The following is a 22,361-nucleotide window of genomic DNA, read 5'->3' as shown; positions in this document are numbered from 1 at the left end:
ATGCGGACCTACACGCTGCACGTTCCCGAGGGCTCGGTTCGCGGAGATCCCCGCGCGCTGGAGCAGGCGCACCTCGTGCGCGACGGCTTCTCATGGGGAGCCTTCGCCTTCACGGTCCTGTGGTTCGTGCGTCACCGCCTCTGGCTGGCGTCGCTCCTCGTGCTGGCCGGGCTCGTCTTGCTCGCGTTCGCCGGCCGCGCGCTCGGCCTCTCACCCTTCGCGGCACTGGTGGCCACGGGGCTGGCGAGCCTGCTGATCGGCATGGAGGCCTCGAGCCTGCGCCGCTGGACCTATGGCCGCCGCGGCAAGCCTGCGCGGGACGCGGTGATGGCGGGCTCGCAGGAGGAGGCCGAGTTGAAGGCCGCCGCCCGCTGGCTCGATGCGGACACGATCCCGGGGGGCATCGCGACGGGGGCCGATATGACGGCCGTGGCGCGCCCGACCCATCGGCGCGGCGACGACGCCGTGATCGGCCTTTTTCCCGCGAGCGAGGGTGGACGGTGAGCGAACAGACCGTCGCGATCATCGATTACGGTTCGGGCAACCTTCACTCGGCGGCCAAGGCCTTCGAGCGCGCGGCCCGCGAGGCCGGGCTCGACGACACCCGCATTCTCGTCACGGACGTGCCGGAGGCCGTCACCGGAGCCGACCGCGTGGTGCTGCCCGGCGTCGGCGCCTACGCCGATTGCCGCCGCGGCCTCGACGCGGTGCCCGGCATGGTCGAGGCCATGACCGAGGCGGTGAAGACACGGGGCAAACCGTTCCTCGGCATCTGCGTCGGCATGCAGCTGATGGCGAGCCGCGGCCTCGAATACGAGGAGACGGCGGGGCTGAACTGGATCCCCGGCGACGTGGCCCCGCTCGAGCCGGCCGACCCGGCTCTCAAGATCCCGCATATGGGCTGGAACACCCTGCATCTCGACCGCGAGCACGCGCTGCTGCGCGACATCGAGATCGGGGAGGGCGGGCTCCACGCGTATTTCGTTCACAGCTTCGCGCTGCGCGCCGCCGAGCCGGCGGACGTGGTCGCCCATGCCGAGTACGGCGGTCCGGTCACGGCGATGGTCGCGCGCGACAACATCGCCGGCACTCAGTTCCACCCCGAGAAGAGCCAGCGCCTCGGCCTCGCGCTTCTCGGCAACTTCCTGCGCTGGCGCCCCTGAGGGCGCCCGCTTTCCGACACATCGTTTCCGGCGAGTCCACGCGTGATCCTGTATCCGGCCATCGACCTCAAGGAAGGGCGCTGCGTCCGCCTCGTTCAGGGCGACATGGCCCAGGCCAAGGTTTTCAACGACGATCCCGCGGCACAGGCCGAAGCCTTCGAGATGCAGGGCTTCTCCTGGCTCCACGTGGTGGATCTCGACGGAGCCTTCGCCGGCGCACCGCGCAACGCCGCCGCCGTCGACGCGATCCTGGCTCGGATCAAGCTGCCGGTGCAGCTCGGCGGCGGCGTACGCGAGATGCGCACCCTCGAAGGCTGGCTGGAGAAGGGCGTGAGCCGGGTCATCATCGGCACCGCGGCGGTGCGCGACCCCGCCTTCGTGCACGAGGCGGCCCGCCGCCATCCCGGCCGGATCGCCGTCGGCATCGACGCCAAGGACGGGCGCGTCGCGGTCGAGGGCTGGGCGCAGACCTCCAGCATGACGGCGGAGGAGCTCGGGCGCCGCTTCGAGGATGCGGGCGTCGCCGCCATCATCTACACCGACATCGCCCGCGACGGCATCCTGAAGGGCCTCAACATCGAGATGACGCTGGCCCTGGCCTCGGCCGTCAAAATCCCCGTCATCGCCTCGGGCGGCCTCGCCTCGATGGCGGATGTCGAGCGCCTGCTGGAACCCGATTGCGCCGTGCTCGCCGGCGCCATCACCGGGCGCGCCCTCTACGACGGGCGCATCGATCCGAAGGAGGCGCTGGCCGCGATCGCCCGCGCCAAGGGAAGCGCCGCATGATCGCCAAGCGGCGACCGCCGGTCCTGTCAGCCTGAAGGCCTCTGAGCGTGCTCAAGACCCGCATCATCCCCTGCCTCGACGTGAAGGACGGGCGCGTCGTGAAGGGCGTGCAGTTCCTCGAACTGCGCGACGCCGGCGATCCCGTCGAGTCGGCCAAGGCCTACGACGCGGCCGGCGCCGACGAGCTCTGCTTCCTCGACATCACCGCGAGCCATGAAGACCGGGGTACCCTGCTCGACGTGGTGAGCCGCACGGCCGAGGCCTGCTTCATGCCCTTGACCGTGGGTGGCGGGGTGCGCACCGTCTCCGACGTCCGCACGCTGCTGCTCGCGGGTGCCGACAAGGTCGGCATCAACACGGCGGCCGTGAAGAACCCCGACTTCGTCGCCGAGGCGGCGGAGAAGTTCGGCGACCAGTGCATCGTCGTGGCGATCGACGCCAAGCGCGTCTCCGTGCCCGGCGAGGCCGAGCGCTGGGAGATCTTCACCCATGGCGGGCGCAATCCGACCGGCATCGACGCGGTGGAGTTCGCCCGCAAGGTGTCCGACCGCGGCGCGGGCGAACTGCTCGTCACCTCCATGGACAAGGACGGCACCCGCTCCGGCTACGACCTTGCGCTCACCCGCGCCATCGCGGACGCGGTGAAGGTGCCGGTCATCGCCTCCGGCGGTGTCGGCGGCCTCGACGACCTCGTGGCGGGCGTGCGCGACGGCGGCGCGAGCGCCGTGCTGGCCGCCTCGATCTTCCATTTCGGCCACCACACCGTTGGCGAGGCCAAGAGCCACATGGCCGCCGCCGGACTTGCGATGCGGCTCGATCCGTAACGGGTAAGCGGTGGGCGGGTGTTCGCGCCCCTTGACCGGGGGGCAGAGCCTGCGCAGGGTCCGAAGCGCCGGTATCCGATCATGCGATGCCGCATGTACGGGTTTCCGTTTGCGCATCTGATGACCAAGTTCAGCCTCGACGATCTCGCCGCCCTCGTGGACAGCCGCGCCGGCACGCCTCCCGAGACGTCCTATACGGCAAAGCTCCTCTCCGAGGGTCCGGCCAAAGCTGCCAAGAAGCTCGGCGAGGAGGCGGTCGAGGCCGCCATCGCCGCCGTGCAGGGCGACCGCAAGGCGCTCGTGTCGGAGGCGGCGGACGTCCTCTACCACCTCGTCGTGACGCTGAAGGCGGCCGGCGTGCCGCTCAACGACGTGATGTCGGAGCTGGGCCGGCGCACGGCGCAGAGCGGGCTCGCCGAGAAGGCGGCGCGGAGGCATACATGATCGGCGCCCCGATCCCGTCGGCCGGGATCGAACCGGAAGAGCGCCAGAATCCGGTGACCGGCCAGGGGCCGAGCCGCCTCTCGCCCTACCGGATCTTTTCGCGCGAGGAGTGGGCCCAGCTTCGCGCGGACACCCCGCTGACGCTGACGGCCGAGGATATCGGCCGGCTGCAGAGTCTCAATGATCCGATCTCCATCGAGGAGGTCGTGGCGATCTACCTGCCGCTCTCGCGCCTGCTCTCGCTCTACGTCGCGGCGACGCAGGGGCTGTTCAAGGCGACCCAGCGCTTCCTGCTCGCCGAGCACGAAGCCAAGGTGCCCTACATCATCGGGCTCGCCGGCTCGGTCGCGGTCGGCAAATCGACGACGGCGCGGGTGCTGAAGGCCCTGCTCGCCCGCTGGCCCAACACCCCCAAGGTCGATCTCATCACGACCGACGGCTTCCTCCATCCCAACGCCGAACTGCATCGCATGGGCGCGATGGAGCGGAAGGGGTTCCCCGAGAGCTACGACAGCGCCGCCCTGCTGCGCTTCCTCGCCGACATCAAGGCCGGCCACAAGCGGGTGTCGGCACCGGTCTATTCCCACCTCGTCTACGACGTGGTGCCCGGTGAGGAGCAGGTGATCGAATCGCCCGATATCCTGATCGTCGAGGGCCTCAACGTCCTCCAGCCGGCCCGCCTGCCGCGGGACGGCACCGCGATCCCCTTCGTCTCCGACTTCTTTGACTTCTCGATCTATCTCGACGGGCACGAGGACGATCTGCACCGCTGGTACGTCAATCGCTTCCTGCGCCTGCGCCAGACCGCCTTCCGCGATCCGCTCTCCTACTTCCGCAAATATGCCGAGGTCGCCGAGAGCGAGGCGCTGGAGATCGCCGACCGCCTCTGGACCACGATCAACCTGCCGAACCTGCGCGACAACATCCTGCCGACCCGCCAGCGGGCGAGCCTGATTCTGGCCAAGGGGCCGAGCCACCGCATCGAGAGCGTGGCGCTCCGGCGGTTGTGAGCGACAAGCAAGCGAGCGCCGCGCGGCTGCCAACCGTCTAACGGCCGATGGGTCGGCTGCTTCCCGAAATCAGGATCGCGGTCACGGATGACGGTCTCGACCGCGAGCTCTTCGATGGCTCGCTTCGGGTACGTGAGATCTGGCTCCCGCGCCACGCGCAAGGCCTCCACTGTCAGACTCTCGGCGGATCGCCTTGCCCAAGGCTTCGAACGCGGCGGCCGTCTCTCGGAGAAAAGATCGCGGTAGACCGAAGCGAAGGGCGACGCTCGTCACAGCGCCAGCGGTCTTCGATTCTTCATGCGTCGACAATCCGACGCCGGCCGATGCGCAGCATGGCCAGGTCGCCAAGGACGGTGGGCGGACGTGGATCGCGGCTCCCCGTGGAAAACACTGGGGACAATCCGCCAAACGGCTCAGCTTGCCCGCAAATTGCCCCCGCTTGCCCTGGGGATGCCACAACCTCGGCCGTGTTTGCGCCACATCCTCGGGGCGTAAGTGTTGCCCATACGCCGCTGGCGCCATCACGAAGAGTGAGCGACGACAACGATGCAGGGCCGTACGATCGGATCTCCGCGTACCACCTCGATGCCGCGCAAGAGCGGGCGTCCTACCCCGTCCTCCGACGTCATCACTCTCAATCATCGGACGGCCCGCGATCACGGCAGCCGCACGGCGCTGGTGCGGTCCATCCTCTCGATGACCCTTCTGGCCGGGGGCTTGAGCGCGGTTCTGCTCAATGCCGGCACCGATCTCGGCCGGGCCGAGGCCTCGACCAAGGTGTCCGACCTGGCCATGCCGAAGCCGCGGCTCCAGGCGCTGGCGCCCGAGAGCCCGGTCCCGTCGGTGCTGGCGGCGTCCGCGAGCTTCCACCCCGTCGGCGACCTCGACACGGAACTCGGCACCAACACCGTCGACCGCGTCTCCTACGACTTCCTGCTCTCCCAGACCTCGACCGGCGATCCGAACGACATCCTCGAGTTCGGTCCCATGAAGATCCGCCGCCACCTCGTGCAGACGATCGTGAAGGCGGCCCAGGCGGTTCAGACCGATCCGGTCCTGCTCATGGCCGTCGCCGACAAGGAATCGAGCTTCATCACCGCCGTTCAGGCCAAGACATCGTCGGCCACCGGCCTGTTCCAGTTCATCGAGCGCACCTGGCTCGGCGTGATCCGCGATTTCGGACCCAAATACGGGTACGAGAAGGAGGCCGCTTCGGTCGTGCCGGATGCCAACGACCGGCCGTCGATCCAGGATCAAGCCGAGCGCAGCCGTATCCTCGACCTGCGCCGCGATCCTTACCTCTCGGCCGTCATGGCCGGCGAAATGCTGAAGCGCGACGCCGCGCGTATCGCCCTGAAGATCGGCCGCGAACTGTCCCTCGGCGAGGTCTACCTCGCTCACTTCCTCGGGCCGGACGACGCCGAGAACTTCCTGTCCCAGGTGGTCGACAAGCCGACCGCCGCGGCGGCGACCCTGTTGCCGGGCCCGGCCCGGGCCAACCGCTCGATCTTCTTCGGCGGCACCACCGGCCGGGGCCGGCATCGCAAGCCCGCCAGCCTCTCGGTCGCCCAGGTGCACCAGAAATTCGAGGCGATGATGAGCACCCGCGGCGACCGCTATCGGGATGTGCGCAGCGTGGCCGGACTCGTGACCCTCGCAGATGCCGAGGCGGCGCAGTAGGGTCGAGGCCGCGGCCCTCCGCCGCGCGGCAGCCCTGCATCGGTGAAAATCTCCCTTCGACGCAACTGAGCGGCCCCCGCCCGCTTTGTTGTGCTGTGCGGCGCCTCGGGCCTTCGCGTTCCGTGAAAGGCTCTCTGCCGCCCGGATGCGCGAGAGAGGATCGTTTCGCCTTGAACGACTCGTTTCGAGACCGATCGCATCGAGGGTTCGTCGATGATCCTCTCCTGCCCGGGATGAAGCTCGATCAGATCGGGCAGGCCCTGGCCTCCTGCTACGACAATCTCGTGGCCGAGGGCATTCCCGATCATCTGGCCGCCCTGGTTCGGCGCGTGGATCATGCCGAACGCTCCCGGTCCGCGGAAGCCGAGCGTCCGGATGCCCGTATCGCGCTGGTGGTCGAGGATGAGCGCGACACCCGCGAGTTGGCCGAGAGCGTCTTGGAAGAGACCGAAATGCGGGTGATCGGCTGCGACAGCGCCGAGCACGCCTTGAACGTCCTGCGCGAGCGGGGCGGAGAGGTCGCTCTCGTTTTCGCCGATATCCGGCTCGCCGGCGCCATGGACGGACTTCAGCTCGCCCGCGCCATCGCGACACTCTGGCCGCGGACCCGGTTGGTGGTGACATCCGGCGTCGAGCCGGAGCCTGGCGTCGCGTTGCCGGAGGGGGCGGTGTTCATCCCGAAACCGTGGCGCGCCCTCGACGTGCTGGTCGAGGCCGAGCGTGCCACCCGTGATCCGTCGCCCCCCGTGAGCTGATCGCGTCGAGCGATCCCTGGACCGGGAGCGGCTCACGCCGAAGGCGCAAGGTCAGGACGAACAGAGCTGTCCCGATCAGGTCCGGGATAGCCGTGCCGGCATCGAAGAGCGCCCGTTCGCTCTGCTCCCGAAGGTCGTTGTCGTTCTTCGCACCATCAGGGCTCGTCCGTGCCCGACTTGTTCGAAAGCGGCTTGGAGGCGGGTGATCGGCGACGGTGGGCTCGTCGGCACGAGCGTGAGGGATCGAGACCTTTCCGACCTCTCGCTTCAGCACGCCGCGCTCTGTCCAGGTCGGCCCGCGCGCATGGTTCAGATCCTCCGCAATAGCGCTCGTCACGCTCTCGATTGCCCCCTGCCATCAGGTCGCATCGATGGCGCGGAACATCGCGCTCCTTTCAGGGTGCAGAGGATTCGACCCATCAACCTTTCAGCATGGGCTGCTGGTCGAGGCGCTTAGGCTCCGATCGTCAGTCGAGGCGATCCGAGGCAAGGAAGTATGACTCGGGCGATGGGCGATACGAGCCGATGAGCTCTTTCGATTTCCGATGGGTGCCTTGCCTCTTCTTTCGAGGTGCCGCGAATCGGCGGATCCCGACAGATGTCGGCCGAAGACTGCTCCAGAGCTGAGGCCGATAGAGCAGCTCGACCCCCGGAAAGGCCCAACAAGGTCGTCAGCCGCCCGCGAGGGGGCAATCCGGGAGTAACCGCGGCCGAACGGTCAAGCTCATGTGAGCCCCCGCACGGCCGAGTCGTGGAAAATCCGTAAACAGCAGGGAACCGAGCAAGCACAGTCACGCTTGTAACAGCAAAGATTACTGCACAGGTAGGCACCTGCGATGAAGACCTTGGCATCTGTTCTCGCCGGCGTTGTCGGCGTCTGTGTACTCGCGACCAACGTCGCCAGCGCCGCCCCCTACGATCCGTTCGGGTCCGACGGGGACGATTATTATCAGGAGCAGTCGTCGCCGGGCGGCTGGCCGGTCTACGATCCCTACGCCACGCGGCGCGGGTCCAGCGCCCGCGGCTACGAGCAGGGCTACGGTGAGGCCGAGGCCGCTCAGGCTCAGGTCGCTCGAATCCCGCGCGAGATCGTGTCCTACAATTCTCGTTACGCCCCGGGAACCATCGTGGTGTCGACCGCCGAGCGGCGGCTCTACTACGTGCTTCCGGGCGGGCAGGCGGTCCGTTACGGCGTCGGCGTCGGTCGCCCCGGCTTCACGTGGAGCGGCGTGAACAAGATCACGGCCAAGCGCGAATGGCCGAGCTGGACGCCTCCGGCCGCCATGCTGGCGCGTCGTCCCGATCTGCCGCGATACATGGCCGGCGGTATCGAGAACCCGCTCGGTGCCCGTGCGATGTATATCGGTCGGTCGGAGTACCGGATCCACGGCTCCAACGAGCCCGATACCATCGGTCAGGCGGTCTCCTCGGGCTGCATCCGGATGACCAACGAGGACGTGACCGACCTCTATTCCCGCGTGAAGGTTGGCGCCACGGTCGTGGTCAACTGACCCTCTCGATCAGACGAGGCAGACGACGGGAGCTTCGGCGGGAATTTCCGCCGTGGCTCCGGTCGCGTTTCATCGCCTTGCCGGCACCCCTCCGTTCCGGATCCGACCGCTCGGGTCGGATCGCTACGGCGCAACGCGGCCGACGGCCGTCCGCGGGCCGTTCAAGAAGGAGACCGGCATGTCGCAGAAGCAGCGGGCGCCGAGGGGGCGGGGGCCCGGCAGGGGGCAGGAGAACGGCTGGAGCCCGCTGATGCCGGATTGCACGGCATCGCAATTCAGGCCCATGGCCCGGCGCGGCGGGCCGCCCCACTCCCGATGCGCGCGGGCGCGCGGGGGCGGCGCATCGTAGCCCTCGTCGTAGTACTGCGCGTGTGCGGGCGCGAGGCTTCCGGCCGCGAGGGCGATCAGGGCTGCAAGGCCGAGGGTGCGAACGGAACGCATCGTGTGCAGAACCTCCTGTGGGCCGCCCGCTCATAGCCGGCAAGGCGGGGAGCCTTGCTTTGCCCGGGCGGCGGAAAAGAGGCGAAGCGGACGGCGCACGGCCGAAATGGCGCTGAATGCAGGAACGGCCCACTCCGTCGGGAGCGGGCCGTCGATATCGGAAGAAGGCCGGGCGGCAATGCCCGATCGTGTCAGGACGTCGCCTTCTGCGCGTCGTTGGCGTTCTCGCGAGCGGTCTCGACGCCCTGCTCGTAGGCCTGCCGGGCCTCGGCCGCACCCTGCTGCATCGCGCTCTTGGCGTTCTCGGCGCTCTGCTGAAAGGCGCTCTGGGCGAGACCGCCGAACTCCTTGGCCTGAGCCTGAATCGCCGCGAATTGCGCGCGAACGAATTCCGCCTGGTGCTGCATCGCCTCCTGCACGTCACGGGCGCGCACGAGCTTCTGAGCGAGGTCGAACGCGGCGTTGACGTTCTGCTCGGCGTACTCGAAGCCGCGGGTCGAAATGCTGGTGGCGTTGCTGCGGGCGAGGTCCGTCGAACCCTGAACCGTGTCCGCCGTCCGGCGGGCGGCACCGATGAAGGAGTCGAACGCCTTGCGAGCCTGCTCGACGCTCTTCTCGGCGAAGTCGCGCATCTCGGTGGGGATCTCGTAATTCGGGGTGTTCATGCTTGTCTCCTCTGTCTCGCATTGGACGCTCGTTGTGCGGCGCACAATGTGCAACGCAAAATAGCGCAAGGGTGACACTTTTTCCACCCCGCGAGGGGCGATTAAGGTTACCAGTTGATAAACGTGTGTCGGCAGGTTTCAGTGTCCACGTCTGGCGGCAGTTAAGTTACACGGAGCTGTGTGTTCATGCCCCGATCGACCGTCGGCAGGGCTGTGAAGGGGCGTATGACCAGGGTTCGGATGGCGGACCGCGCGGCGCAGGATCTTTCTCCCGGAGACGACTCGGGTGTTCGCGCCGCGGTGGCGCGGTGGCGCTGCGACGCGTCGATCGCGCATCTCGTTCGCGAAAGTGCCCCGCTACTGGTGCTCGATCGAGCCGCGGTGCGAATTCTTCACGCCGACGGTGCGGCGATGGCGTTGCGGGCCGGCATCGCCGACGCGCAGGGCGTGGTCTTGCCCGCTCTGCGTCTCTCCGCGCAGATCGACCGCGCGGGTTCTCTCGATACGCGGCCCAGGATGGTCCGCCTGCGATTCGATCCGCGCGGCGTCGCGCCTCCGGTCGTCGTGCTGGCTGCCACGGCCGAGCTCGAGCCGGGGCATTCCGTTCTTCTCCTCGCGCCGATCGGGACTCTTCCGGCTCTGCGGCCGTTTGAACCCGCGCCGGCCAAGATCGATGTGCCGCCCGAGGTCACGGTTTCTGCCGTGGCGACGCCCGAGGCCTCCGCCGACACGCCCGCCTCGGAGCCGGAGCCCGCTGCGACCGAGACGGCCGAGTGGCCGGCCCGCCTGATCTGGCGCAGCGACGCCGCGGGGGTGCTGACCCATGTTTCGCGCACCCATCCCGATCTTTCCGAGGCCTTGGTCGGCGGTTCTTGGTCGGGGCTCGCCGCCGACGGAGCGATCGACGGCACGGCACTGATCGAGGCGCTCTCGGCCCGCAGGACCTTCCGCACACTCCCGCTCGTCGTGCGCGGGCGCGCCTACGAGCATGCCCTCGAAGTCTCGGGCGCTCCCGCAGGCCGTGCCACGGATACCTTCTCCGGCTTTTCCGGCTTCGCGATCCTCGGCGAACGCCATCCGCGTCCGATCGGGGCCGAGACACCGGCACTGGATCATCCGCAGGAGGCGGAGCCCGTCCGTGAACCGGAAGCAGATTCCAGCCTGTCGGTGAACGAACACGCCGCCTTCCGCGAGGTCGCGCGCATCCTCGGGCTCCGGTTCGCCCCCGACGAGGCCGCCTCGGACGAGACGCCGACGCCGGCGCGGCCGGATGCCCCGGCGGGAAGCTCGGTGATGCCGTTCCCGACGCCGCCGGCGCGGCTCGCGGAGAACGAGCTCCGAGCCCGCGCGGCCCTGGCGGAACTGCTCGAGAGCCTGCCGCTGGGGGTCTTGGTCTATCGCGGAAGCGAGCTGCTGTTCGCCAGCCGCGCCTTCCTCGACCTTACCGGCTATCCGGAGCTGCCAGCCCTGCGCCAGGCAGGTCTCTCGCACCTCTTCCGCGGCCTGCCGCCGAGGGACCGCGAGATCGTGGGACCGGTTCCCTTCGCCCGACCCGACGGGAGTACGGTCGCGCTCCTCGTCGATCGGTCCGGCCTCGTCTGGGATGGGGCGCCGGCCGAGATCTGCCTCGTCCGCGCGGCGGCTGCCGCAAGTGCTGGCCAGCCTCCCGCCGTTCCGCCCAATGACGCCCGGTTGCGGGCCGAGAAGGTGCTGGACAGCCTTGAGGAGGGCGTGGTCACCCTCGATGCCGAGGGTCGGGTCGTCGGCTTGAACCCGAGCGCGGCCGAACTCGTCCACGCGCACCCCAAAGAGGTCGTAGGGGGACGATTCGCCGACCTGTTCGCCCCCGAAAGCGCGCCGGCCCTTGAGACGGCGGTGACCGCCTCCCGCCGCTCGGGTGCGAGCGAGATCTACGAGGTGGCGCCGCGGAGCGGAGCGGCGGCTCTGCGCCTTCGCATTGCCCGGCTGTTGGGGGAGGACGCGCCGGGATATTGCGCTAGCCTGCGCGAGATTCGCGACGAGGACCCGGTGCCTCCAGTCCCGGCCGCGCGTGAGCCCGCGCGCCGACAGGAGCCGGCGGCAGAGGCCGCCTGGAAGGCCAACGCACTCGCTCGGGTCAGCCGGGAAATTCGGCCCTCGCTCAATGCGATCCTCAGCCTCACCGACATGATGCTGTCCGATCGGTTCGACCGGGCGGATGCGGAGCGTCTGGAAGCCTATCTGCGCGAGGTGCGTCTCTCCGGAGGGCGGATCGCCAGTCTGATCGACGATCTGCGCGATCTCGCCGATATCCAGGCGGGCCGCGGCAAGCTCACCTTCGCCGATCTCGCCCTGAACGATCTGGTCTCCTCCTGCATCGCCGCGCAGCAGGCGAAGGCGGCGCGCGATCGCATCGTCCTGCGGACCAGCCTCGCTCCCGATCTGCCGATCATGAGGGCGGACGAGCGCTCGATCCGCCAGGCGATGCTGACCGTGCTCGGGAACGCCATCCGCGTGACCGAGGCCGGCGGACAGGTGATCATCTCGACGACGCTCGCCGAACGCGGAGAGCTCGCCCTGCGGGTGCGCGACACCGGTACCGGCATGACCGAGGACGAGCTCACGGGTGCTCTCGAACCGTTCCGGGCCGATGTCGGTCCCGAGGCAGAAGGGGAGGAGCCGGGCTTCGGGCTGACGCTGACCAAGGCGCTCGTCGAGGCCAATCGCGGCCGTTTCCGCATCTCCAGCCGCAAGGATGAGGGCACTCTCATCGAGATGCTGTTTCCGGCCGCCTGATCCCGCCGCAGGCAGCCGATTCAGGCGCGTTAGATCGCCCGCCCCGATGCCAATTCTTATGAAGTGGCAGGCCTTTCGCTGTCTTGCCGCCGCAAGCGGGTGGACTGTGCGGCGCCTCCAATAAATTACAGCTGCGCGTGCTTGCGACGAATTTCAGAGCTCGACTTTTTGGTGCTTGCCGGGTGTCTTCGACTGCGCTTATGAGTTTTTAGGAAGCCCCGGCTGCGCGGACCTTCGCGATACGATCGGGCACCGGCAGGGAAGAAACCTTATGAGCGAGAAGGTCATCGACGTTCAGGATGCCTGGAAGGAACGGGCGCTGATCGACGACGCCAAGTACAAAGAAATGTACGCGGCCTCCGTCTCCGACCCTGAGACGTTCTGGGCCGAACACGGCAAGCGAATCGATTGGTCGACACCCTTCAGCAAGGTCAAGAACACCAGCTTCGCGCCGGGCAACGTCTCGATCAAATGGTTCGAGGACGGCAAGACCAACGTCGCGCTCAACTGCATCGACCGCCATCTCGAGACCCGAGGCGACCAGACCGCGATCATCTGGGAGGGCGACGACCCCAACGAGTCGCAGCATATCACCTACCGGCAACTGAACGCGGAAGTGTGCCGGATGGCCAACGTGCTGCGCAATCGCGGCGTCGGCAAGGGTGACCGCGTCACGCTCTACCTGCCGATGATCCCCGAGGCCGCCTACGCCATGCTGGCCTGCGCGCGGCTGGGGGCCATCCACGCCATCGTCTTCGGCGGCTTCTCGCCGGACTCGCTCGCGAGCCGGATCAAGGGCTGCGGCTCGAAGCTCGTCATCACCGCCGACGAGGGCCTGCGCGGCGGACGCAAGGTGCCGCTCAAGGCCAATGTCGACGAGGCGATCAAGCGCCTCGACCAGGACCTCGTGGACCACGTCATCGTGGTGAAGCGCACCGGCGGCAACGTGGCGATGGAGCCGGGCCGCGACGTCTACTATCACGAGGCCGCCGAACAGGTGACGGACGAGTGCCCGGCCGAGGCGGTCGATGCCGAGCACCCGCTCTTCATCCTCTACACCTCGGGCTCGACCGGCCAGCCGAAGGGCGTGGTGCACACCACCGGCGGCTACCTCGTCTACGCCTCGATGACCCACCAATACGTCTTCGATTATCACGACGGCGACATCTACTGGTGCACGGCGGATGTCGGCTGGGTCACCGGCCACAGCTACATCGTCTACGGCCCGCTCGCCAACGGCGCGACCACGCTGATGTTCGAGGGCATCCCGACCTATCCGTCGAACTCCCGCTTCTGGGAAGTCATCGACAAGCACAAGGTCAACATCTTCTACACCGCACCGACCGCGATCCGCTCGCTCATGGGCGGCGGCGAAGGACCGGTGAAGAAGACCTCCCGCGCCTCCCTCCGGGTGCTGGGTTCGGTCGGCGAGCCGATCAACCCGGAGGCGTGGGACTGGTACTATCGCGTCGTCGGCGATTCCCGCTGCTCCATCGTCGATACGTGGTGGCAGACCGAGACCGGCGGCATCCTCATCACGCCGCTTCCCGGTGCGACCAAACTCAAGCCCGGCTCGGCGACCCGGCCCTTCTTCGGCGTGCAGCCGGTGATGGTCGATGCCGAGGGCAAGGAGCTCGATGGTCCTTGCGAGGGCAACCTGTGCATCAAGGACAGCTGGCCCGGCCAGATGCGCACCGTCTACGGCGATCACGAACGCTTCGAGCAGACCTACTTCTCGACCTACAAGAATCTCTACTTCACCGGGGACGGCGCACGCCGTGACGCGGACGGCTACTACTGGATCACCGGACGCGTCGACGACGTCATCAACGTCTCCGGCCACCGCATGGGTACGGCCGAGGTCGAGTCCTCGCTCGTTGCGCATCCGAAGGTCTCGGAAGCGGCCGTTGTCGGCTATCCGCACAACGTGAAGGGTCAGGGTATCTATGCCTACGTCACCCTCAACGAGGGCGAGGAAGGCTCGGACGAGCTTCGCAAGGAGCTCGTCACCTGGGTGCGCAAGGATATCGGTCCGATCGCGTCGCCCGACCTGATCCAGTTCGCCCCCGGCCTGCCCAAGACCCGGTCGGGCAAGATCATGCGCCGCATCCTGCGCAAGATCGCCGAGGACGATTTCGGCTCGCTCGGCGACACCTCGACGCTGGCGGAGCCGGCCGTCGTCGAAGATCTGATCGAGAACCGGCAGAACCGCTCGGCCTGAGCCGGTCGCCCTGCCGCGTGAGCGCGGCAGGGCGATCTTCGACGTTTTGTGATCCTCCCGGCAGGTGGCACCGGTATGGGCTCCGGCCGGATACGACCGCTCACGCGATCGTCATTCCCGCCAAGGGCGAAAGAAGGCGAGATCGGGCAGAGACTTAGCGTCTTCGCCGTTGCATCGGGCGCGGTGACGGTTCAGAAGTGCCCGGGCCGGAACGAGGGGGCCGGGCGGGCTCCGCAAGGAAGCGGGACGACGAGACCCCCGTCGCGATCACCACCAAGACGAACAAAGCCGACGGCCTGCCGCGTGCCGGGCTGATCGGGCGGGAGGAGAGTCATGAGCACCAGACAGACGGCGCGGCCGTTCGCGACAGCGGATGCCCGCACATCGAACGGCGCGCTCGACATGCCCGAGCCCGATCACCGGCTCGACCGCATCGCCGAACACCCGATCTTCAAGACCCTGGTTCACGAGCGCACGCGCTTCAGCTGGATCCTCACCGGCCTGATGCTGTTCGTGTATTTCGGTTTCATCGGCCTCATCGCCTTCGACAAGGCGCTGCTCGCCACCAAGGTCGGCGGAACCGCTTCGCTCGGCTTCTACATGGGCATGTTCGTGATCGTCTTCGCCTTCCTGCTGACGGGCATCTACGTCGCGCGCGCCAACACCCGCTACGACCGCCTCTCGGCCGAGCTCGTCCGGAGCCTTGCCAAGTGATCCGTATCGCCCCCTTCCTCGGCGCCGCACTGATCGGCGTAACCCCGAGCTTTGCCGCCGGCCCCGATCTCGGTGCCGTGCAGCAGCAGGCCACGAACTGGCCCGCCATCTTCATGTTCCTGTTCTTCGTCCTGTTCACCCTCGGCATCACCTACCGGGCGGCGAAGGGTTCGAAGTCGGCGGCCGACTTCTATGCCGCGGGCGGCGGCATCTCGGCCCGCACCAACTCCCTGGCGATCGCCGGCGACTACATGTCGGCGGCGTCCTTCCTCGGCATCTCGGGACTGGTTTATTCCTCGGGCTTCGACGGCCTGATCTACTCGACGGGATTCCTCGTCGGCTGGCCGATCGTGCTGTTCCTGATCGCCGAGCGGCTGCGGAACCTCGGCAAGTTCACCTTCGCTGACGTGGCGAGCTTCCGACTCGACCAGACCGCCATCCGCATCATCTCGGCCACCGGCACCCTCGTCGTGGTGGCGTTCTACCTGATCGCGCAGATGGTCGGCGCCGGAAAGCTGATCCAGCTCCTGTTCGGCCTGCCCTACCTCTACGCGGTGGTGATCGTCGGCGCGCTGATGATCATCTACGTGGCCTTCGGCGGCATGAAGGCGACGACCTGGGTTCAGGTCATCAAGGCCTGCCTGCTTCTGGGCGGCGCGACCTTCATGGCCGGCGCCGTGCTCTACAAGTACGGCTTCAGCCCGGAGAAGCTGTTCGCCAGCGCCGTGCAGACGCACCCGAACGGCGAGGCCATCATGGCGCCGGGCGGACTCGTTTCCAATCCGATCGACTCGCTCTCTCTCGGCGTCGGCCTGATGTTCGGCACCGCCGGTCTGCCGCACATCCTGATGCGCTTCTTCACGGTGTCGGACGCCCAGGCCGCGCGGAAGTCGGTGTTCTACGCCACCGGCCTGATCGGCTACTTCTACATCCTCACCTTCATCATCGGCTTCGGCGGAATCGCCCTGCTGATGTCCGACCCGAGCTACTTCAAGCTCGGCGCGGACGGCACGACCTACAACAAGATCAAGGACATGATCGGCGGCACCAACATGGTCGCCGTGAACCTCGCCAACGCGGTGGGCGGGCCGTACTTCCTCGGCTTCATCTCGGCGGTGGCCTTCGCGACAATCCTCGCGGTGGTGGCGGGCCTGACGCTCGCCGGCGCCTCGGCGATCAGCCACGACCTCTACGCGCAGGTTTTCGCCCGCGGGCGGACCACGGAGCGGGCGGAGGTGAACCTCTCCAAGGCTTCCGCCGTCGGCATCGGCATCGTGGCGATCTATCTCGGCTACGTATTCGAGAACCAGAACGTCGCCTTCATGGTCGGCCTCGCTTTCTCCGTGGCGGCGAGCTGCAACTTCCCCGTTCTGGCCATGTCGATCCTTTGGCGCGGCACCACGACCTGGGGTGCGCTCATCGGCGGCCTCGTCGGGCTCGTGGCGGCGGTGGTCATGGTGGTGCTGTCGGATGCGGTGTGGGTGAAGACCTTCGGTCATCCGGCGGCCCTGTTCCCCTACGCGAACCCGGCCCTCTTCTCGATGCCGCTGGCCTTCCTGACGATCTGGGCCGTCTCGAAGATGGACCGGACCCATCGGGCCGCCCGCGAGCGTGCCGCCTTCGACGCTCAATTCGTGCGCTCGGAGACCGGCATCGGAGCCTCGGGCGCGCACGCGCACTGAGCCTCGTATACGAGCCGATCCTGGAGGGCGCAGCCGACGAGGCTGCGCCCTTTTTCTCGTCCGCCAGACCTTGGCCCGTTACAGGAGCCCAAATCCTGTCAACGACGCGCCTTTTGCTGCGATTTACCTATTGGGCCGTTTCGAGGCATGCGGTAACACAAGCGTGTACATGCGCCGAGCGCATGGAACGGGTCGAAGCCGGAGAACCGGACGCCCGCTCACGTGTGACCTGGAGGAACGACAGAGATGGCTGGGGCAACCGCAGTAGCGCGGCCCGGGGAGGCAGTCAGGCCAATGACTGCCGGCGAGAAGAAGGTCATCATGGCCTCCTCGCTCGGGACTGTTTTCGAGTGGTATGATTTCTATCTCTACGGATCGCTGGCCGCGATCATCGGAGCGCAGTTCTTCTCCGCTTACCCGGAGGCGACGCGCAACATCTTCGCGCTTCTGGCCTTCGCCGCAGGCTTCCTCGTGCGCCCCTTCGGCGCCCTGGTGTTCGGCCGTCTCGGTGACATGGTCGGCCGCAAGTATACCTTCCTCGTCACCATCCTGATCATGGGCATCTCGACCTTCGCGGTTGGCCTGCTGCCCTCCTACTCGACGCTCGCGGCCTACAATGTCGGCTGGATCGCCCCGGTAACGCTGCTGGCGCTTCGCATGCTCCAGGGCCTCGCCCTCGGCGGCGAGTACGGCGGCGCGGCGGTCTACGTGGCCGAGCACGCCCCGCCCGGACGCCGTGGCTTCTACACCGCCTTCATCCAGACCACGGCGACGCTCGGCCTGCTGCTCTCGCTGATCATCATCCTGTCGACGCAGGGCTACGTGAACAGCGCCTACCCGGCCACCACGGTGACCAACGCGGACGGCACCACGACCACGCTGACCGCCTTCCAGGTCTGGGGCTGGCGCATCCCGTTCCTCGTCTCGGTGGTGCTGCTCGCCATCTCGGTCTGGATCCGCCTGCAGATGCAGGAGAGCCCGGCCTTCAAGAAGATGAAGGAGGAGGGCACCCACTCCAAGGCGCCGCTCTCCGAGGCCTTCGGCCAGTGGAAGAACGCCAAGTGGGCGCTCCTCGCCCTGCTCGGTCTCACCGCCGGTCAGGCGGTGGTCTGGTACACCGGCCAGTTCTACGCGCTGTTCTTCCTGCAGAGCATCTTGAAGGTCGATCAGTTCACGGCCAACATCATGATCGCGTGGTCGCTGATCCTCGCCACCGGCGGCTTCCTGTTCTTCGGCAGCCTCTCGGACCGGATCGGCCGCAAGCCGATCATCCTCGGCGGATGCCTGATCGCGGCGCTCACCTACTTCCCGCTGTTCAACATGCTGACCGCCCAGGCCAACCCGGCCCTGCACGCGGCTCAGGCGAACGTGCCGGTGGTGGTGAAGACGAACAAGGACGAGTGCTCGTTCCAGTTCAATCCGGTCGGCACCGCCAAGTTCACCAAGGAGTGCGACATCGCCAAGGCGCTGCTCGCCCGCTCCGCCGTGAACTACACCACCGAGAACCAGCCGGCCGGTACGCCGACCGTGGTCAGCATCAACGGCAAGGACTTCCCCGTCGCCGATCCGAACTTCGCCAAGGCGGTGCCGGCGGCACTGACGGAAGCCGGCTATCCCTCGGCCACGGCCAACCCCACCGTGATCAAGGCCTCGAACCCGATCGACATCTTCACGGGCCAGAAGCTCGCGGTCGTCGGCATCCTGACGATCCTCGTCCTCTACGTGACGATGGTCTACGGCCCGATCGCCGCCGCGCTGGTGGAGCTGTTCCCGACCCGGATCCGCTACACCTCGATGTCGCTGCCCTACCATATCGGCAACGGCTGGTTCGGCGGCCTGCTGCCCGCCACCGCCTTCGCCATGGTGGCCCAGACCGGCGACATCTACTACGGGCTCTGGTACCCGATCGTGATCGCGCTCTTCACCTTCGTGATCGGCCTGATCTTCATCCCCGAGACCAAGGACCGGGACATCCTGGCCTGAGGCCTCCGGGTCTGACCGGCCTAGACGGAAAAGGCCCTGCCGAGAGGTGGGGCCTTTTTCCAATTCAGAGGCCGCGGCGCTCCCGGCGATGAACGCGTCGTGCGCGCCCGCTCAGTGGCGGAAGTGGCGCACGCCCGTGAACACCATGGCGAGACCCGCCTCGTCTGCGGCACGGATCACCTCGTCGTCGCGCATCGAGCCACCGGGCTGGATCACGGCGGTGGCGCCGGCCTCGGCCGCGGCGAGCAGGCCGTCGGCGAAGGGGAAGAAGGCGTCCGAGGCCACCGCCGAGCCCTTGGCCAGGGACTCGGGAAGCCCGAGGCGCTCTGCCGCTTCAGCGGCTTTCCGCGCTGCGGTGATCGAGGAATCGACCCGTGACATCTGCCCGGCGCCGATGCCGACCGTGGCGCCGCCCTTGGCGTAGACGATGGCGTTCGACTTCACGTGCTTGGCCACGCGGTAGGCGAAGCGCATGTCGGCGAGTTCGCTCTCGCTCGGTTTACGCTTGGTGACGACCTTCAGCTCCATGTCGTCCACGCTCATCGCGTCCCGGGCCTGGACGAGGAAGCCGCCGGCGACCGTGCGGATGGTCTCGCCCTTCGCCCGCGGATCGGCGAGGCCGCCGGCGAGCAGGAGCCGCAGGTTCTTCTTGGCGCCGATGATGGCCCTGGCCTCCTCCGAGGCGTCGGGGGCGATGATGACTTCGGTGAAGATCTCCACGATCTTTCGCGCGGCCTCTGCGTCCAGAGGACGATTGAGAGCGACGATGCCGCCGAAGGCCGAGGTCGGGTCGCAGGCCAGCGCCCGCTCGTAAGCCTCCAGCAGGCTGGCGCCCTCCGCGACGCCGCACGGATTGGCGTGCTTGATGATCGCCACCGCCGCCGCACGGGCGGGATCGAACTCGGCGACGCATTCGTAGGCCGCGTCGGTGTCGTTGAGGTTGTTGTAGGACAACTCCTTGCCCTGGAGCTGCCGGGCGGTGGCGATGCCGGGCCGCAGGGTGCCGGGCAGGCGGTAGAAGGCCGCCGACTGGTGCGGGTTCTCGCCGTAGCGCAGGCCCTGTGCGAGCGTGCCGCCCAGAGCCTTGAAGGTTGGAGCCTCGTCGCTGCTCTCGACCTCGGCGAGCCAGTTGGCGATGGCCGCGTCGTAGGAGGCGGTGCGCGAAAAGGCCTTCTGCGCCAGCCGGCGACGGGTCGCCGCGCTGAGCTGACCATCCTGAGCGGCGAGCTCGGCGAGGATGGTCTCGTAATCCGAGACATCGACCACCACGGCGACGTCGGCGTGGTTCTTGGCCGCCGCGCGGATCATGGCAGGGCCGCCGACGTCGATGTTCTCGACACAGTCGTCGTAGGCCTTGCCGGCCTTCAGCGTCTCCTCGAACGGGTAGAGGTTGACGATGAGCAGGTCGATGGCGCCGATCCCGTGGGCGGCGAGCGCTGCCTGATGCTCTGGATTGTCGCGCACCGCGAGCAAGCCGCCATGGACCGCCGGATGAAGGGTCTTCACCCGACCATCCATCATCTCGGGAAAGCGGGTCAGCTCGGAGACTTCCCGGACCGCGAGCCCTGCTTCCGTCAGCGCCCGATGCGTGCCGCCGGTCGAGACCAGCTCGACACCGCGACGGCTCAGCGCCGTGGCGAAGTCCGTCAGCCCGGTCTTGTCGGAAACGGAAAGGAGGGCGCGGGTGACCCGGATCTGGTCGCGCGGCATGGTATGGCCTGTGTCGTCGAACGAGGAAATCGCGCGCGCGGTAGCACGGAACCGACAGGGGCGGCCAGTTGGAGGTCAGTGTGTCCGATGACGAAAGCAACCGTTCCCAACGCCGCACCCTAAGCGGCCGTTAGATCTGCTCGATCCGCCAGCGCACGAGGGCGTCCGCGTCCACCGACAGGTGCAGGACGATCTGCGCAGTGCGCCGCGCGCCGACGACGCCTGCGAAATAGACGCTCTCCTCGATCGTCAGCGTCGCACCCTCCGCGGTAAAGCGCCAGCGCTCGCCCGTCGGCAGACCCAAGGTGACGCTGCCATCCTCCTGTGGTTGGGCGGCGACGGCGGTGTGGAGATGGAAGCGCACCGCGACCGGATGGGGACGCGCGCGGGCGCGCTTGCCCTCGCGACGGAAGGCATCCTCGCCCTCGAGCCGCACCGGGCTGCCGGAGAGGCGCCAGCGGCGCTCGTGCAGGATGCCGAACTCGGCGACGTAGCCGTCGTGGCGGGCGGCGAGGACGGAATCTCCGTTCTCCGTGCGCCGCTCGACCGCGACAGGGCCGGGACCGCGCAGCACGACGGGGCCACGGCGCGCCAGCAGCCAGCGTGCGGCGAGGCGGCCGATCCACCAATCTTCCGGCTCGTCGAGGAAGCGGCAGGAGGAGGTGTCGGCGACCGTCGCCGTCGAGTGCGCGGCGGTGCTGCGCGCCGCCCGGCGCAGCTCGCCGCCGCTCGCGGGGGCGCCGCAATTGACGACGATGCGCTGCGCCCCGCTCGTCAGCTCGAAGGAGAGACACCCGCCGCCGGCCTCGCGCGACTGGTCCATCGGCGGCGGCGCGCCGACATCGCAGACCATGACGACGCGGCCCGTCTCCATCCGGGCATAGCCGGAATGGGACGCATACATCAGCGGCTCGGTGCCGGATCCGTCGTAGACCAGCAGCGTGGCGAGATGGTCGGCCGCGGTGACGCCCATGCCGTTGAAGTGGCTGAGCGAGGCGTCGCCGTGGCGCAGAAGGCGTAGGGCCGGCAGCATCCGATCCACCGCGCGCAGGAGCGCTTCGGGCGGATCGACGCTGCGGCTGAGGAAGCTCTGGCGGAGCGGCAGCAGGTCGAGCAGCAGCTCCATCGCGAAACGCGGATCGCGGGAGCGGTGGCCGCCGTCGGGCAGGATCTGCGCGTCGAGTTCGCGGACGAGGATGCGGGTCGCCCGGCGCAGGATCGGCTCGATCCCCTCGCAGCAGAGTCCGGCATAGGTCAGCGCCACCGCCGCGAGCAGGCGCGATTGCGGCGGCGCCGAGCGGCGCAGCGAGCGTTCCAGTTCCCGCGCGCCCTTACCCACCGCCTTGAGGAAGGCTTGGTAGAAGGCGTGGTCGGCACCCTCCAGCACCAGCGGGGACTGGCACAGGAACGAGATCAGCCGCCGCGAGGCCACAGGCACCGGGCTGGCGCGGGCGGCCTCGCCCCTTCCGCTCATGAAGTCCGAGACGAAGGCCCGGGCGTTGGCCCGCGCCAGCGCCGTGTCGGCGGCGCGCAGGTGGCGCAGCCAGCCGAAGCCGTAGAGCGCGTCCGCCCATTCGGGGGAGGGGGGATCGTAATCGAAGGGGGAGCGCCCGCTCACGATCAGCGAGCGGCCGGCGAAGACGAACAGACCGGAATAGATGTCGTCGGCGAGCGAGGCGTCGCTGGTGCGCAGATCGTGCGGCGCGATGACGAGACCGGTCACCCGGGCCCGGGTGAGGATCTCGGGCCGCGCCGTGAGCCGCGCCGTCCGCTCGCGAACCGCGCGGACGATCTCGTGACCGAGCAGGCGGTAGAGCTGCCAGCGTTCGGGGCCCCTGCCCAAGCCGTATCCTCCGAGCCTTCGAGACGGGCCGTACGGGTGCCGTCCGGATCCCCAAGCGACCGGGGATCCGGCGGCCGGCTTCGGCCAAGCTTATGCGCGTCCTCTTAACCGCCCTTTAACGCTGTGTCGTCCTCTCGGCGGCCGGCATCCCCGG

Annotated in this window: 18 protein-coding genes; 14 read left to right on the top strand and 4 right to left on the bottom strand. The window is 68.1% G+C overall.

Annotated features, from left to right (window positions below):
- The 9 genes from HNR01_RS07810 (at position 1) to HNR01_RS07770 (ending at position 8,173) form a co-directional block, all read left to right on the top strand.
- Entirely contained in the window at positions 1-504 is a 504-nt protein-coding gene (locus HNR01_RS07810) for a DUF2628 domain-containing protein (protein WP_183667287.1), read from the top strand.
- Positions 501-1,163: an imidazole glycerol phosphate synthase subunit HisH gene (gene hisH / locus HNR01_RS07805; protein WP_183667286.1), complete on the top strand. Its 663-nt coding sequence runs from the start codon at positions 501-503 to the stop codon at positions 1,161-1,163. The genes HNR01_RS07810 and hisH overlap by 4 nt, the downstream gene beginning before the upstream one ends.
- A 42-nt stretch (positions 1,164-1,205) precedes the next feature.
- A complete protein-coding gene (gene hisA / locus HNR01_RS07800) occupies positions 1,206-1,949 on the top strand; it encodes a 1-(5-phosphoribosyl)-5-[(5-phosphoribosylamino)methylideneamino]imidazole-4-carboxamide isomerase (protein WP_017485824.1) in 744 nt (247 codons plus the stop codon).
- A gap of 47 nt (positions 1,950-1,996) precedes the next feature.
- Complete coding sequence (gene hisF, locus HNR01_RS07795) at positions 1,997-2,773, top strand: imidazole glycerol phosphate synthase subunit HisF (protein ID WP_017485825.1); 777 nt, start codon at positions 1,997-1,999, stop codon at positions 2,771-2,773.
- Positions 2,774-2,893: 120 nt separating this feature from the next.
- Positions 2,894-3,217: a phosphoribosyl-ATP diphosphatase gene (locus HNR01_RS07790; protein ID WP_183667285.1), complete on the top strand. Its 324-nt coding sequence runs from the start codon at positions 2,894-2,896 to the stop codon at positions 3,215-3,217.
- On the top strand, positions 3,214-4,227 hold the full coding sequence (gene coaA, locus HNR01_RS07785; protein WP_017485827.1) for a type I pantothenate kinase: 1,014 nt from the start codon (positions 3,214-3,216) through the stop codon (positions 4,225-4,227). Before HNR01_RS07790 ends, coaA begins: the two co-directional genes overlap by 4 nt.
- Before the next feature lie 546 nt (positions 4,228-4,773).
- On the top strand, positions 4,774-5,907 hold the full coding sequence (locus HNR01_RS07780) for a transglycosylase SLT domain-containing protein (RefSeq protein WP_017485828.1): 1,134 nt from the start codon (positions 4,774-4,776) through the stop codon (positions 5,905-5,907).
- Between the two features lie 233 nt (positions 5,908-6,140).
- Positions 6,141-6,662: a response regulator gene (locus HNR01_RS07775; RefSeq protein ID WP_183667284.1), complete on the top strand. Its 522-nt coding sequence runs from the start codon at positions 6,141-6,143 to the stop codon at positions 6,660-6,662.
- 836 nt (positions 6,663-7,498) lie between these two features.
- Positions 7,499-8,173 (top strand): L,D-transpeptidase, encoded by a 675-nt coding sequence (locus HNR01_RS07770; protein ID WP_017485830.1) that lies wholly within the window; start codon positions 7,499-7,501, stop codon positions 8,171-8,173.
- Positions 8,174-8,296: 123 nt separating this feature from the next.
- Here the strand turns inward: HNR01_RS07770 and HNR01_RS07765 are convergent, their stop codons facing one another.
- Positions 8,297-8,614, bottom strand: coding sequence for a hypothetical protein (locus HNR01_RS07765; protein ID WP_026105724.1), 318 nt, complete (start codon positions 8,612-8,614; stop codon positions 8,297-8,299).
- Between the two features lie 191 nt (positions 8,615-8,805).
- Positions 8,806-9,279 (bottom strand): phasin, encoded by a 474-nt coding sequence (locus tag HNR01_RS07760; RefSeq protein ID WP_017485832.1) that lies wholly within the window; start codon positions 9,277-9,279, stop codon positions 8,806-8,808.
- 240 nt (positions 9,280-9,519) lie between these two features.
- Between HNR01_RS07760 and HNR01_RS07755 the strand changes: the two genes are divergently transcribed.
- The 5 genes from HNR01_RS07755 to HNR01_RS07735 all read left to right on the top strand — a co-directional run bounded on the left by HNR01_RS07755 (position 9,520) and on the right by HNR01_RS07735 (position 18,654).
- Positions 9,520-12,054 (top strand): ATP-binding protein, encoded by a 2,535-nt coding sequence (locus tag HNR01_RS07755; protein ID WP_183667343.1) that lies wholly within the window; start codon positions 9,520-9,522, stop codon positions 12,052-12,054.
- Positions 12,055-12,325: 271 nt separating this feature from the next.
- Positions 12,326-14,275 carry an acetate--CoA ligase gene (gene acs / locus HNR01_RS07750; protein ID WP_183667283.1) on the top strand — a complete coding sequence of 650 codons (1,950 nt, stop codon included), beginning with the start codon at positions 12,326-12,328 and terminating at the stop codon, positions 14,273-14,275.
- Positions 14,276-14,608: 333 nt separating this feature from the next.
- A complete protein-coding gene (locus HNR01_RS07745) occupies positions 14,609-14,989 on the top strand; it encodes a DUF485 domain-containing protein (protein ID WP_017485835.1) in 381 nt (126 codons plus the stop codon).
- Positions 14,986-16,671, top strand: coding sequence for a cation acetate symporter (locus HNR01_RS07740; RefSeq protein WP_183667282.1), 1,686 nt, complete (start codon positions 14,986-14,988; stop codon positions 16,669-16,671). The genes HNR01_RS07745 and HNR01_RS07740 overlap by 4 nt, the downstream gene beginning before the upstream one ends.
- 246 nt (positions 16,672-16,917) lie before the next feature.
- A complete protein-coding gene (locus HNR01_RS07735) occupies positions 16,918-18,654 on the top strand; it encodes an MFS transporter (protein WP_153874050.1) in 1,737 nt (578 codons plus the stop codon).
- 111 nt (positions 18,655-18,765) lie between these two features.
- Here HNR01_RS07735 and purH read toward each other — a convergent pair whose 3' ends face one another.
- Positions 18,766-20,364, bottom strand: a complete 1,599-nt coding sequence (gene purH, locus HNR01_RS07730; RefSeq protein ID WP_183667281.1) for a bifunctional phosphoribosylaminoimidazolecarboxamide formyltransferase/IMP cyclohydrolase — start codon at positions 20,362-20,364, stop codon at positions 18,766-18,768.
- 130 nt (positions 20,365-20,494) lie between these two features.
- Entirely contained in the window at positions 20,495-22,207 is a 1,713-nt protein-coding gene (locus HNR01_RS07725; protein ID WP_183667280.1) for a heparinase II/III family protein, read from the bottom strand.
- Between the last annotated feature and the right edge of the window lie 154 nt (positions 22,208-22,361).

This window comes from Methylorubrum rhodesianum (assembly GCF_014199985.1).
Lineage (GTDB): Bacteria > Pseudomonadota > Alphaproteobacteria > Rhizobiales > Beijerinckiaceae > Methylobacterium > Methylobacterium rhodesianum.
This window is presented reverse-complemented; position numbering and strand designations above follow the sequence as displayed.

Excerpts from the sequence above, each read along its gene's own strand:
- HNR01_RS07810 (WP_183667287.1), top strand. The coding sequence starts at position 1 with ATGCGGACCTACACGCTGCACGTTCCCGAGGGCTCGGTTCGCGGAGAT.
- HNR01_RS07735 (WP_153874050.1), top strand. The coding sequence starts at position 16,918 with ATGGCTGGGGCAACCGCAGTAGCGCGGCCCGGGGAGGCAGTCAGGCCA.
- HNR01_RS07770 (WP_017485830.1), top strand. The coding sequence starts at position 7,499 with ATGAAGACCTTGGCATCTGTTCTCGCCGGCGTTGTCGGCGTCTGTGTA.
- HNR01_RS07780 (WP_017485828.1), top strand. The coding sequence starts at position 4,774 with ATGCAGGGCCGTACGATCGGATCTCCGCGTACCACCTCGATGCCGCGC.
- HNR01_RS07760 (WP_017485832.1), bottom strand. The coding sequence starts at position 9,279 with ATGAACACCCCGAATTACGAGATCCCCACCGAGATGCGCGACTTCGCC.
- HNR01_RS07745 (WP_017485835.1), top strand. The coding sequence starts at position 14,609 with ATGAGCACCAGACAGACGGCGCGGCCGTTCGCGACAGCGGATGCCCGC.
- purH (WP_183667281.1), bottom strand. The coding sequence starts at position 20,364 with ATGCCGCGCGACCAGATCCGGGTCACCCGCGCCCTCCTTTCCGTTTCC.
- HNR01_RS07755 (WP_183667343.1), top strand. The coding sequence starts at position 9,520 with ATGGCGGACCGCGCGGCGCAGGATCTTTCTCCCGGAGACGACTCGGGT.
- HNR01_RS07775 (WP_183667284.1), top strand. The coding sequence starts at position 6,141 with ATGAAGCTCGATCAGATCGGGCAGGCCCTGGCCTCCTGCTACGACAAT.
- acs (WP_183667283.1), top strand. The coding sequence starts at position 12,326 with ATGAGCGAGAAGGTCATCGACGTTCAGGATGCCTGGAAGGAACGGGCG.
- coaA (WP_017485827.1), top strand. The coding sequence starts at position 3,214 with ATGATCGGCGCCCCGATCCCGTCGGCCGGGATCGAACCGGAAGAGCGC.
- HNR01_RS07765 (WP_026105724.1), bottom strand. The coding sequence starts at position 8,614 with ATGCGTTCCGTTCGCACCCTCGGCCTTGCAGCCCTGATCGCCCTCGCG.
- HNR01_RS07790 (WP_183667285.1), top strand. The coding sequence starts at position 2,894 with ATGACCAAGTTCAGCCTCGACGATCTCGCCGCCCTCGTGGACAGCCGC.